This is a genomic window from Treponema phagedenis, assembly GCF_008153345.1.
GTDB lineage: Bacteria > Spirochaetota > Spirochaetia > Treponematales > Treponemataceae > Treponema > Treponema phagedenis.
This window is the reverse complement of the sequence record NZ_CP042818.1, coordinates 63,306-76,730: the sequence shown is the minus strand read 5'-3', so window position 1 is coordinate 76,730 and position 13,425 is coordinate 63,306. Positions and strand designations below refer to the sequence as shown.

10 protein-coding genes are annotated in these 13,425 nt (G+C 41.0%); 6 read left to right on the top strand and 4 right to left on the bottom strand.

Features of this window, described 5'->3' with window-relative positions; all coding sequences use genetic code 11:
• Positions 1-122: 122 nt before the first annotated feature.
• From gltX to FUT79_RS00320, 6 genes are all read left to right on the top strand, one after another.
• Complete coding sequence (gene gltX / locus FUT79_RS00345) at positions 123-1,643, top strand: glutamate--tRNA ligase (protein WP_002696120.1); 1,521 nt, start codon at positions 123-125, stop codon at positions 1,641-1,643.
• A 12-nt stretch (positions 1,644-1,655) separates the two neighbouring features.
• On the top strand, positions 1,656-3,008 hold the full coding sequence (locus FUT79_RS00340) for a glycine--tRNA ligase (protein WP_024752828.1): 1,353 nt from the start codon (positions 1,656-1,658) through the stop codon (positions 3,006-3,008).
• A gap of 8 nt (positions 3,009-3,016) precedes the next feature.
• Positions 3,017-4,042, top strand: coding sequence for a CDP-alcohol phosphatidyltransferase family protein (locus FUT79_RS00335; RefSeq protein ID WP_024752827.1), 1,026 nt, complete (start codon positions 3,017-3,019; stop codon positions 4,040-4,042).
• A 75-nt stretch (positions 4,043-4,117) separates the two neighbouring features.
• A complete protein-coding gene (locus tag FUT79_RS00330; protein ID WP_148889187.1) occupies positions 4,118-5,671 on the top strand; it encodes a spiro-SPASM protein in 1,554 nt (517 codons plus the stop codon).
• Complete coding sequence (locus FUT79_RS00325) at positions 5,643-6,599, top strand: hypothetical protein (RefSeq protein WP_244951110.1); 957 nt, start codon at positions 5,643-5,645, stop codon at positions 6,597-6,599. Before FUT79_RS00330 ends, FUT79_RS00325 begins: the two co-directional genes overlap by 29 nt.
• A complete protein-coding gene (locus FUT79_RS00320; protein ID WP_044634664.1) occupies positions 6,596-9,175 on the top strand; it encodes a cytidylyltransferase domain-containing protein in 2,580 nt (859 codons plus the stop codon). The genes FUT79_RS00325 and FUT79_RS00320 overlap by 4 nt, the downstream gene beginning before the upstream one ends.
• A gap of 184 nt (positions 9,176-9,359) precedes the next feature.
• Here the strand turns inward: FUT79_RS00320 and FUT79_RS00315 are convergent, their stop codons facing one another.
• From FUT79_RS00315 to FUT79_RS00300, 4 genes are read right to left on the bottom strand one after another with little or no spacing between them, the layout of a single operon-like run.
• On the bottom strand, positions 9,360-10,283 hold the full coding sequence (locus tag FUT79_RS00315; RefSeq protein WP_024752823.1) for a DUF4340 domain-containing protein: 924 nt from the start codon (positions 10,281-10,283) through the stop codon (positions 9,360-9,362).
• Positions 10,280-11,770 (bottom strand): Gldg family protein, encoded by a 1,491-nt coding sequence (locus FUT79_RS00310; RefSeq protein ID WP_148878515.1) that lies wholly within the window; start codon positions 11,768-11,770, stop codon positions 10,280-10,282. Before FUT79_RS00310 ends, FUT79_RS00315 begins: the two co-directional genes overlap by 4 nt.
• Positions 11,767-12,492: an ABC transporter permease gene (locus FUT79_RS00305; RefSeq protein WP_002696140.1), complete on the bottom strand. Its 726-nt coding sequence runs from the start codon at positions 12,490-12,492 to the stop codon at positions 11,767-11,769. Before FUT79_RS00305 ends, FUT79_RS00310 begins: the two co-directional genes overlap by 4 nt.
• The gene (locus tag FUT79_RS00300) at positions 12,492-13,289 is read right to left on the bottom strand and encodes an ABC transporter ATP-binding protein (protein ID WP_002696142.1); all 798 of its coding nucleotides are present in this window, start codon (positions 13,287-13,289) and stop codon (positions 12,492-12,494) included. The genes FUT79_RS00305 and FUT79_RS00300 overlap by 1 nt, the downstream gene beginning before the upstream one ends.
• Positions 13,290-13,425 lie beyond the last annotated feature (136 nt).

The following is a 13,425-nucleotide window of genomic DNA, read 5'->3' as shown; positions in this document are numbered from 1 at the left end:
ACGTTATACAAGCACAAACCTCTTCCTCAGTGTATTAACGTTTTCCATATAAAATTTGCTCCTTGCAGAAATCAATACAATAATGTATACTTGCAAAATCTTTAGATTTGTAGAGGTATATCGTGGAGACTAGAGTTCGTTATGCCCCGTCTCCGACCGGGTTTCAACATATTGGCGGCGTAAGAACCGCCCTTTTTAATTATCTTTTTGCCCGCTCAACCGGCGGTAAATTTATTTTGCGTATAGAAGATACCGATAGAACGCGTTATTCCGCAGAATATGAGGAAAATCTTTATGACACGCTTGCTTGGCTCGGCATTGACTGGGATGAAGGCGGGCCGAAAGGCGGGCCGTACGGGCCGTATATTCAGTCTCATTGTTTTGAAAATTATAAAAAATATGCGGAAGAGTTGGTTAAAAACGGTAAGGCGTATTATTGTTTTTGCGATTCCGAGCGGCTTGAGCGGATTAGAAAAATCCAAACTATGAACAAAATGCCTCCGGGGTATGACCGCTGCTGCCGTTCGCTGACCGATGAGGAAATTAAGGAAAATCTTGCGGCGAAAAAGCCCTATGTTATCCGCTTGAAGGTGCCGCTTGAAGGCTCGACCCGTTTTCACGATGTGCTTTTAGGCGATATTGAATGGAAAAATGAGGATATCAATCCCGACCCGGTGTTGCTGAAAAGCGATGGGTTCCCCACCTATCATCTTGCAAATATTATCGATGATCATTTTATGAAGATTACGCATGTGATGCGTGCACAGGAATGGATTCCTTCTACGCCGATGCATATTATTTTATACGCGGCATTCGGTTGGCAGCCGCCGCAGTTTTGTCATTTGCCGATGGTTATGGGCAATGACGGGCAAAAACTTTCCAAGCGGCACGGGGCAACCAGTTGTAATGAATTCCGCAATAACGGTTATTTAAAAGAAGCTATTATCAATTATGTTTCGATGCTCGGCTGTTCGTACGAGGAAGGCAGGGATCTTTTTACCTTGGAAGAGCTCGGTAAGCTTTTTAAAATGGAACATATCAATAAGGCTCCGGCGGTATTTGATTATAAAAAACTGGAATGGTTTAACGGGCAATATATGCGCCTTAAAACGGATGAGGAACTTTTTGAGCTTACGTGGCCCTTTATTGCGAATTCGGGACTTTTTGCAAAGGATGATGAAGAGGAACGCAAAAAAGCGGGACTTCGATTTGCGGATGAAACATTGCAAAAACCGACCGATGAGCAACGGGCAGTATTGATGCGGGTTATGCCGTTAATAAAAGAGCGGCTGCATTTTTTAACCGATGCTCCCGAAATGGTGCGCTTTTTGTTCCAAGAGCCGGGCTTGCTTCCTGTGGAAGAAATTATTCCGAAGCGTTTGGATGCGGAAAAAACAAAAGAGATTTTAACCAGAGCAGCAGCTCTTTTGCCGAAGATTGCAGGACTTGAAGAGCATGATGCGCTTGAAATTTTTAAACCTGAGGCAGAAGCGCTCGGCGTTAAGCTTGGGGATTTTATGATGCCTATCAGAATGGCGGTTACCGGAAGCAGAATCAGTCCGCCGCTTATCGGCTCAATTCAGATTTTGGGCATTGATCATGCGATAACTCGCATTCAAAAAGTAATAACCGAATGTTTTTAAGGGAGAATGATAATGGATACACATGAAATTACAATGGAAAAAATTGTAAGCCTCTGCAAACGGCGCGGCTTTGTTTTTCAGTCTTCGGAAATTTACGGTGGGCAAAACGGTGCTTGGGATTATGGCCCGCTCGGTATTGAATTAAAAAACAACATCTCGCGCGCATGGTGGAAGGAAATGACGCAGCTCCACGATAATATCGCCGGGCTTGATGCGGCAATTTTGATGCACCCGCGGGTTTGGGAAGCGTCGGGGCATGTGGAAAACTTTACCGATCCCTTGGTTGACTGTAAAAAATGTAAGGCTCGATTTAGAGCGGATCAAATGGATCAGGAAAAGCTTGCAAAAAAAATCTGTCCCGAATGCGGCGGAGAACTCACCGATACCCGTAAATTTAATCTCATGTTTAAAACGCATATCGGTGCTACCGATGATAACTCAAGTTTAATTTATCTGCGCCCTGAAACCGCGCAAGGTATTTATGTAAACTATAAGAATGTGGCTCAATCCAATCGGTTAAAAATTCCTTTCGGCATTGCGCAAATCGGCAAAGCGTTCAGAAATGAAATTGTTACAAAAAACTTTATTTTCAGAACCTGTGAGTTTGAGCAAATGGAAATGCAGTTTTTTGTAAAACCGGGAACCGATGACGAATGGTTTGAATACTGGAAAAAACAGCGCTGGGCATTTTACGAAAAGCACGGCGTGCGTATGCACAAGCTGCGCTGGCACCAACACGGCACGGATGAGCTTGCTCACTATGCAAAAGACGCTTTTGATATTGAGTATGAATTTCCGATGGGCTTTAAAGAGCTTGAGGGTGTACATAATAGAACCGATTTTGACCTGACGCGGCATACGCAATACTCCGGCAAAGACTTACAGTATATTGATCAGGATAATAATAACGAACGCTACATTCCCTATATTATCGAAACATCGGCGGGACTTACGCGTAATCTTTTAATGTTTATCTGCGATGCTTATGAAGAAGAGAAAGTTGCCGACAAGGGCAATGCCGACGATTGGCGAACAGTGCTGCGCTTTCATCCGCTTATTGCGCCGATCACTGTTGCGGTGCTGCCGTTGATGAAAAAAGACGGACTTGCGGAACTTGCCGAAGAAATCCGAAATGAGCTGCGCAGCGAATTTAAAACGGACTTTGATTTGTCCGGCGCAATCGGTAAACGCTATCGCCGCCAAGACGAAGCGGGAACGCCGTTCTGCATTACTGTTGATTATGATTCCAAGAAGGACGGAACCGTTACTCTGCGCTTTAGAGATAGCATGGAACAAATTCGCATTCCGCGCTCGGAGATTGTAAACACCATTCGCCAAGCCATAAAAAATTATAAAAGGAAATAATACAACTGATGACTAAATATTCATACTCGGCGGAAGATGTTTCGCTTTTAACGCCTCCGCTCCATAAATTTTTTGTTGATCCCTTAGTTAAGGTACTCCCTTATTGGCTTCCTGCGAATTTTATTACGTTTATTTCAAATTCTTTTATTTTGCTTGCCTTTCTTATTGCTTATCGCGGACATCTAAATAAATCCTATGAGTTTTGGTGGCTTATTCCGATATTCTGCCTCTTATACTTGATTGGGGATTATTCTGATGGAGAGCAGGCAAGAAAAACGCATACAAGTTCTCCACTCGGAGAATATTTTGATCATTTTTTGGACAGTTTTGTGACCGGTTTGTTGATGGGAGTTGTGATGATATCTTTTCAGGTTTCACATCCTTTCATTTTAACGGTTGGTTTTTTCTCTCTCTATTTTGGGCAAGTGACAGCTTTTTGGGAGCGGCTTACAAGGAAAAAAATGCACTTTTCGAAATTCGGCGCAAGCGAAGGCATAGTAACGATAGCTTTTTTTTCTTGGATAACTTCTTTTGAACACTTGCGAAAACTCACCTTTGTTCCTGCGTTTTTTAATTTGAAAGTTGTTGAAGTTGGCATTTTTTTTCTGCTTCTTACGCCATTACTTACCGCCATACTAACCCTAATCAGGGTAAAAATTGTTTCTTTTAGACTTATCGGGCATATAGTGCTTTCTTTTTTTGTAACCGTTTTTGTGTCCGTATCTTTTCCGAAAGATATTTTATATCTTACGTGGGTGATAACCTTATACAATGTTCTGTTTATTGCTTCACTGCTTGCGGCAACCGCAAACCAGGCAAAAGAAGCCTTGCCGGAAATTCTTATTCCGCTTTCTTTTGTACTTTTTTTTGTATTTCCCGAACAGACACGCATGTTGCAGTATGCACAGTGTGTATATCTTGCGGTACGAATAGCCCTACGCTCGGGAGTTTTTTTTCATGCGTATAAACAATATTGGTATTGGATAAATCCGCCAAAACCGAAGGAAGGAAGTATTCCTGTTGCTTCAAAATAAGACTATAGAATTTTTTTATCTGAAACCTAAAGGAGATTTTCTTCACTTTTTTATTTATTTTCCGATACAATAGCTATGAAGTCGATACTTGTTTTAACTGCGGTTGAAATTTCCCCCTTTGCTTTCGAGTCTCTTGATGCCGAAGGGGAGTCCGCTTTTTCACTTGCCTGCAAACGAGGCGCCCAGCTTCCCGACTGCGACGCGGTTTTTATTTTTACCGATAAGGAAAGCGAACCTCTGATAAAAACGGCAGTTGAGCAAAACGAGTATACAAAACCGTTACATATACAAGTAGTGACGGAAACCACACCTTCGGAATTTTTTTTGCAAATTTCACGTATTTGCGGCACCTGCGATGCGGTCTTTGTTGCGCGGGCGGACGCTCCGTTTTTAGATCTGCAAACGGCTGCAAAATTATATCGGCAGCACTTTGATTACATTGCCGAATACAGTTTTGCGGACGGTTATCCCGAAGGGCTTGTTCCGCAAATTCTTGCACCGGGATTATTCCCGATTTTGGCGGAATTGGTAAAGGATGCGGATATTCCGCTTTCCGGTAATTTTATTTTTGAAAGCATTAAAAAAGATATTAACTCTTTTGATTTAGAAACCTTGATTGCACCCGATGACCTGCGGCACCTCCGCTTGGATTTTTATGCGAATTCAAAAGAAGGTTTTTTGCTTTGCAAGTCGTTTACGGATATTAACGGCGAGAACTATGCCGCTCTTATTTCTGAAAGGGGAGAATGCTTGCGGCTTATCCCCGCGTATTATAGTATTGAGTTGGTGAATTTCCACCCGCTTCGCTCACTATATCGTCCCAACATTTTTCCGCAAAACCTTGATTCAAACTGTCTGATGAAAAAAGAGCCGCTGTTTGCGCTGGTAAAAAAAATTGCGGCATTTTCAGAAAAGGCGGTTATTTCTCTTTCGGTGTTTGGAGAGCCTTCATTGCATCCGGATATTGTTGAGATTATTCAGGAAATTCTTTCGTATCCACAGCTTTCCGTTTTGATTGAAACTTCGGGGTTTGGCTGGAAGCATGAAACAATACAGGATATTGCCCGTGTTGCGAATGCGGCAGCCGGCAGAAAACCGTTTAACATAGCGTGGATAGTTTTTCTTGATGCGATAAGCTCGGCAATGTATGCAAAAATACATCGCCTGCCAATTCAGGAAACAAACGAAAAACTGAAGATTGCGGCAACCTTCACTGACGAAATACATAAACTCTTTCCTCAATGTGTCTGGGCGCAAACATTCCGCATGAATGAAAATGAAGAAGAACTTGAACCCTTTTTTAGATTTTGGAAAGAGCAAATCGGGCAGGTTATTATTCAAAAATATAATCCGCTGTGCAATAAACTGCCCGATCGCCGCGTTGCCGACTTATCTCCGCTTGATCGGCATCCGTGCTGGCATCTAAAACGCGACATGACTGTTTTAACCGACGGCACTGTTCCATTATGCAGAGAAGATATTGACACGTCTCTTATTCTTGGAAATGCTTTTTCCGAAGAGCTTGCGGAAATATGGAAAAGAGCGGAGCCCATTTATAAAGAACACTTACATGCAGATTATAAAGGAATATGCAAATATTGTGACGAATACTATACCTATAACTTTTAATGAAAGAAACGTTTCCCGCACAATTATCGGAGGAGAAGAAGTTAACAGAGGGCAACCGCTTTCTGCAGTTGTATTAAATCGCGGTCCGAAATTAAATCGGGGAATTCTTTTTGACCGTTTGGCTAATCTAAACTTTTCTTCTATTATTTCTATAGAAGAATCGCCTTCTCAATCTGAACATGCAAACTTTTATGATCGGTTCCCTTATGTAAAATTTATTATACCTTTAGAAAAAGTTTCCATCGGAGAAATGATAAATATCGGAATTGCCGAAAGCAATAGCGATTTTGCGTTTGTACTGTGGAATGATATGAATTTATTCGGATCGGGACAGGACGCTGCGCTTATTGAATCGGTAATTCAAAATGATATTATTTGTACTACACCCATGCTGTTATCGGAAGCTGGAACTCCGATACTTAACCAAATTGTTCCAAGCCTTTATAAAACAAAATTTTCTACAGAACCGATGCCTTGTGTAAAGGATAATACGCCGACCATGTATGCCTATGATTTTGCGGGAATATACAACAGAAAAAAAACAATACAGCTGGGAGGCTTTGATTATACTATTTTAAATCCTTATTGGCAAAACCTTGACTTTGGATTTAGATCGTATCTTTGGGGTGAACAAATAAGAATTAATACAAGATTTAAATTGAAATATGAAGCATCACCGCCACCGGAAAATATCTCTGCGGATATTTCGTATAGAACATTTTATTTAAAAAATATTGCTCCGATAAAAAACAAAGAATCGGCCTACATAAAAAACAGAACATTTTTTCCGTTTTTAAAAAACTCGGGATTGCATTTTATGGAAGCTCTTTCTTTTTTTCGGGAAGCTAAAAAATGGGTTGAAGTTAATAAATATCGATACAAAAAAGATGCGATAGAACTTATTAAAGACTGGGAGCCGGTTCTATGAAAAATTTATCTACCGGTGTCGCGGTAATTGTACAAGCACGCTTGCATTCAACAAGGCTCCCCGAAAAAGCGCTCTTAGATATCTACGGAAAACCATTGCTCGCATATACATTAGCGGCAATGCGGCGCGTTCCCGCAGAGCGTTATATTCTTGCATGCAGCGAAGATTCGGTATCTGCTTTTGAATCGATAGCAAAAGAATACGGCTATATTTGTATTGGCGGTTCTGAAGAAGATGTGCTTTCACGATTTTGTAAAGCAATCAAAATGTTTCAAAATACGGTAAATCCTATTAAAACAATTATCAGAGCAACAGCGGACAATCCTTTTTTATTTTATGAAGCAGCGGAAGCTTCTCTCAAAAAATTTATTGCATTAAAAGAGCCGGACTATTTTACGTTCACAGGGCTTCCGCACGGAAGCGGTATAGAAGTTTTAAAGGCTGAAAGTTTATTGTCGGCGGAAATTCTTAGTAAAGACAAATACGAGCGTGAACATGTCGGCCCTGCATTATACCGCCATACGGATATCTTTATTTGTATTCGTGAAGCTGCACCCGCTCAATGGTACTATCCTGAGTTGCGAACAACTATAGACACAAAAGATGATTATGAGCGTGCCCTCCTCATGAAAACATACTTGCAAAATACTCATACGCAAGAGCCGGCAAAAGCAAGTGATATTATTGCCGCATTTTATTATGCTGAAAGAATAATTGTGTTTTATCCATCAATAAAATACGGACAAGGATCGGGACATTTACGCAGAGTGTTTAATTTATTTTTTGAATTGCAAAAAAAATATCGATGCCTTATATATCTTAATCAGGAAAAACAATCACCGCAGATTTCACAAATTATTAAATCTCTTCCCGAAGAGAGTATAATAACCGAACTGCCGGAAAAAACACGTTTAATTATACTGGATAATTTTAGAACATCAGCGGAAGAAATGGATTCTTTAAAAACATTTGCTCCGGTGCTTGCTCTTGACGAAGGTGGCGATGGACGTGAAATGGCGGATTATGTTTTAGATATTCTTCCGCGACTGCAAACAAGTGAAGAAATAAACTTTGCAAAACTTGCTAACAAAACAGATACAAGTTTTATTCCTCTGCCAAAACACAGACGAATTCTTCCGCTTCCCAAAAAATCAAAAAGATTTTATCCTGTACCGGATAAAACTAAGTTGCTTGTAGCCTTTGGCGGAGAAGATATAAAACATCACGCGGAACCTGTTGCAAAAAATTTAGCTGCGATCGGATTTGAGGTTTCGGTTATTTTATCTGATACTCAAAACGAAAATCAAAACGAGAATATACATATTCTTCCGCCTGTAACAAATTTGCGAGAGCAATTGTTCGGTTGGGATTTAGTTATCACTCATTTCGGTTTTACCGCTTTCGAGTCGCTTGCTGCAGGTTGTGCTGTTTTACTTGTTTCTCCAACCGAATATCATTTTTTACTAGCGGAACAAACAGGCTTTTCTGTTATTAACTCTCCTTGTCCCTCAACAAAAGAGTTTTCCGAAAAGATGAAACGAGGAATTCAATTTCCTGATTCCATAACAAAAAATACGGAAGAAAAAAGTCTTTCAGATAAAATACAAATTATTGCAAACGGTACAAGATATCCATGTCCTATCTGTGGAGAAAATACGGAATCAAAAATAGTAGGACGTGCAGACAATAAAACTATTGCACAGTGTGATCAATGTGATATGCTTTTTTTATACTTTTGCACTGCGGAAAAAAAAGAATATTCTGAAAAATATTTTTTTGATGAATATAAAGCACAATATGGAAAAACATATCTTGAAGATTTTGAAGCAATCAAAAAACAGGGCGGGCGACGCATAAAAGAAATCGATCTTTTACGTGAAGCAATTTTTAAAAATCAAAAGGCTAATCTCTTTGAAACGGAAAAAAAGATTTTAGATATCGGTTGTGCATACGGACCGTTTTTATCCGCTGCACAAGAAGCACATTGGCATGTGATCGGTACCGATGTATCCGAAGATGCAGTGCACTATGTTACCGAAACACTAAACATTCCCGCTTTTTCTGCAACCTTTCCTATATTGCCCCAAAGTTTTGATTTTATTATGCAGGGAAGCTTTACCACCAACCAAGCAAAAAAAGTGACTATACAAATTCATGAACGAAGTTTTCATGCAATTACCATGTGGTTTGTAATTGAGCATTTTCAGGATCTCGATACTGTTCTCCATAAAGTTTCCGACTTATTGCTTCCCGGCGGAATATTTGCATTTTCAACACCGAACTTTGCCGGTGTTACCGGACGGAGATTCCCTCTAAAATTCTTTTCAGAAAGTCCGACAGACCATTTCAGCCTTTTTGATTCAAGAACAGTCAAAAAACAACTTGAACGCTATGGCTTTCAAGTAAAAAAAATTATTTCCATTGGACATCACCCTGAAAGATTTTTCCCCCAATATAATATCAAAAAAAACGGTTTTATTTGGAAATTACTTTTACTCATAAGCAAACTGTTCAAACTTGGCGACAGCATGGAAGTTTATGCGATGAAGCGCGGAGAGCTAAAGGACATAGTGTAAAGCACCTCGATACAGTAATTTTTAAGCCATCATTATTGCAACGCTCTTTTAATACATTTTATAAAAAAGATTCCGACACGGCGCAACGGTGAGTAAACTTACCATAGTGATGTTTAAATCCGGTTTTAACGTCCGCGGCAGTTCTGATTTTGCCGTCGGGGGAACTTTACCAAATGCTTACCGCTTACAAACATTTTTGAACAAGGGCTGTCAATCGTTTTGCGGTGTAATCGCTGATAAGATATGTATGCCCGCTTATCGAGTCCGTTAAAACGCGGTCGCCGTTTGGAAGCGGTGTTACAGAAATAGCAAGCGGTTCGGATTGCTCAAAATGCAAAAGAATCGTTTCCGTTTTTTCTTGGGAGGGGATCGTTTCGGTATAAATGTCCAAGCAGGAAAAACTTTGCAAAAACTTTTCCAAGGCTTTAAACGCCTCCTCATTCCGATTTCGATTGCCGCTGCTGTGCCCGAACTGCAAAGATTGTATGCGCTGTGTTGTAAAAAGGTCTTGGTAGATTTGCAGGTTCAGCCAAAGGTCTGTATAAGTTTGCAAAAACGAATGAAAGCTGTCAGCGGTTAAAAGAACATCGGTAGTTTTTCCGGTACGCACATAACGGTCTGTTCCAAGCGTATTGATATTTCCAAAATAAATATCGGCAAGAATTGCATCGCCGTCTTTTATTAACCGAATTCCGGCTGCATGAGAATCCTCAAGTCCGTAATTTGCATAATGCGCGGCATTTTTTGTAATCGGCGTAAAATATCGTTTTGCGGAAAGCGTTTCCAACAAACGATTGAGCATAAGCTCTTTTGCCTGAAACATTTGATTGCCGACAGATAAAAACCAACGCCCATCTTTTTTTTCAAAACCGTATTCAACGCCCGGCTGATTGTTTTTTGCCGGAATGGAAATAATTATTTTTTGAATAGCGGGAATATCTTTTTCAAGAACCAAAACACTTTCAAAACTTTGTTCTTTTTTTGTGCGGGAAAAAATAAAACTTCCCGCAACGGCAAGGAGCAGTACAATAAGAATTCCAAAAAGCACAAGCGTTTTGGTTTCTATACCGAACCTATTTTTTATTTGCAAAAAATCGCTTCGCTTCATTGCTTTCTCCGGTATACAATTTGAACACTGATGGCGGCTAAAAGTATACAGAGCGGAATAATAAGAAAATTGATCACCCGCGCCTGCGAGAAAATACCTGCCGCCTTATCTGCTGTTTCAAAATTTTTAAAAGGCGGAATAATTGCCTGCTTATTTTTTAGTTGCAAGATTTGTTCTTTCCCGCATATCCAGTCCAAACAGTTAATCATAAAATCAAGATTATAATCCGAGTTGGTATACTCGATTGCGGTGCTTACCATGTTTTCGTCCGCAACAACAATCAGTCTTCCCTTTTTCGTGCTTGCGGTGGCAAAGGGTACTTGCCGCTTGTTGTCGGCATTGGCAATCAGACTGAGCTGTTTACCAAAGGGATTAGTGTCGTAAGGTTCGGCAAGCGTAATTGAGTTTTTGCTTGTATGCGCAAGCACTTGCAATGTATCATCGGAGTTTTGCACATCGACAGACGACGGCCAAAAAAGCTGAAGCTGCGGCAGCCCCGCAAAAATGAGACTGCTGTTTTCCGCGCTTAAAAAAACAGTCGGCCAAAAAGGATAGTTAATCTTTTCATACTGCATACCGTTTGCGGACGGAAGCGTCATTCTAAAGTTTAGAATATCAATGATAAGCGAGGCATTGATACTTATTCCGTGCCGCACTAAAAGCTCAATAAGCGGGTCTTGTTTTTTTGCTTGCGCACTCCAGTCGTCCATTGCCGCAACCGTATTGCCCGAAACAAAAAACACCGCATTGCCTTTTTTTTCTAAAAAGAGTTCAAGCTGCATGCTGTCATCTTCGTGCAAACAACCCGAGCCCAAAACCAAAAGCGGCACTTGCGGATCCAAGTTCGGTAAAGGAAGCGAAAGCACTTGCGGAATAAACCCCTCGTATTGCAGCCACGGAATAATATACCGATAGTGCCCGTTTAAACTATCAGGCGGCGCAAGCAGAAAAACAGTTCTGTTATTTTTACCTCCGCTCACATCCTGTTTTATCTCGGTAAAAAAACGGGCAAGCCGCGCTTCCAATCGGGTGGTATCGGCAAGAAAGGGAATAAGCCTTGTTTCGCCAAGGTATTCAAGCATAAGTCCTGAATACAGATTTTCAAGCATAACCGAGTTTTTATCCGTGCGCTCAATTTGCTGCGGTGCCAATCCGAGTTTTTCCAATGCTGTTTGACTTACGCTGCCCGTATCTTTTACCGTAAAAATACAATTCCCCTTCGCCGCATACTCGGTTAAAAAATCTTTTACATACTGCAATGAAGGAATATGCACTTCAACGCCGCTTGATTTAAACCAAGTAATCTCCGCAACTCCTTCAAGATTTTCCAAGATATTCAAACTGATCGGCGAAAGCGTATATGTTTTTTGCTTTGTTAAATCAACCCGCACATACACACGGGATACAAAAATTGCGGCAAAAATACAAATCAAAATACTCAGTACAAATTGCAAACGGTATTCGTGTTTTAATTTTTTCTTTTTCATATTCTGTGTTTCCTTTGCAATACATACGTTGTTAATTGGATTCCGAAAAAAATAAGAATCGCATAAAATGCAAAATCCCGTAAATCAAAAATGCCGCGCGCCGCCGATTCAAAATGCACAGGGAACGCAAACCACAACAGTATTTTTGCAAGCAGCGTGTTTGCAGTATAAACCTTAAGCGGCGCCTGTATCAGCGAAAAAAACAGAATAACAATAAAGCTGAGTAAAAAGTTCACCGCAGTATATGACGAAAAAACTGCAATCCCAAGCGAGATAGCAAGCAGCCCCAAACCGAATAAAAACAATGCCGCATACGAAAGCAAAAAAACGGAAAACGAAAAATCTCCCAACTGAAAAACAGACATGGGAATTGCGGAACTGATTATAAGTATGCAGGCGTACACGGTTACCAACGCAAGATATTTTGCGCCGGCGATTGTCTGCTCCGATACGGGATACGAAAACAACAGCTTGTCGGTAAACGCTTTGCGCTCATCACTCCAGATATTCATGGTTAAAAGCGGAATAACAAAACAAAAAAGAAACGGTGCATTTAAAAAAAAGCTTTGCAGTTCGGAAACTCCTGAAAGAAACCAATAACTCATCCCGATAAACGGAAAGGCAAGTCCGAGCTGCATAATCAAAAGAGCAGCAAACGGCACCGGCGAAATCGCAAGATGATACAACTCTTTTTTGTATAAAGCAAAAACTGCATTACTCATTATTCAAATTCCTTAGGCGATACTTGGACATACTGCTCAAAAGCAAAGGCGGTAAGCGTGCCGTTTGCGGAAGCATCCGCAATATCCTTTTGCAAATGAGGAAAATCCTGTGTAAGCCGCTCCGCTATTTTGTCAAGGCTTCCCTGCACCAAAACAGAACCCTCGTGCAGCAAAACAAAATACGTGCAAAGCCGCTCAGCCTCTTGTAAATTATGCATGGAAATAATAACCGAAGTTTCTTTCGGAAGAGCACGTATCTTTTTATGAAAATCCTTTACTTGCATTGCATCAAGCCCCGAAGTGGGCTCGTCCAAAATTAGAAGCGAAGGCTCATGCACAAGCGCTTGCGCAAGACCGGTGCGCTGCTTATACCCTCGCGACAAACCTTTGATGCGTCTGTCCTGCACCTCATCGAGGGCGCAGTACTGTATAACCCGCTCAACAGATTCTTGAATTGCTTCGGCATCATCAGAAAAAATACTTGCGGTAAACAAAAGAAATTGTTGAACCGTCATATCGGCATACAGCGGAATTTGCTCGTGCAAAACGCCCAAGTGTTTTTTTGCCTGAAGCGGCTCATCGCTGACGGAAAACCCATTAATAAACGCATCGCCCGATGAAGGCAGCAGATACCCGCTCAAAATATTTAACAACGTACTCTTTCCCGCCCCGTTCAACCCGAGCAAACCGCAGACCGTCCCCCGCTGCACGCTGAACGAAATATCTTTGCACCCGACAATCGCCCGCTTCTTTGTTCCGTAAAACCTTGTAACATTTTCCGCCCGTAATATTTCCATAAAAAGGGAGTATACAATAGTAAGGAAAAATATAAAAGCACCGCAAACGACGGAGCAAAAACGAAAACGCCAAAACCTCGCCCAAGCGCCATCTTTTTTGTTTTATTAAAAACTAACCCCTGCCCTTGAGTTTTTA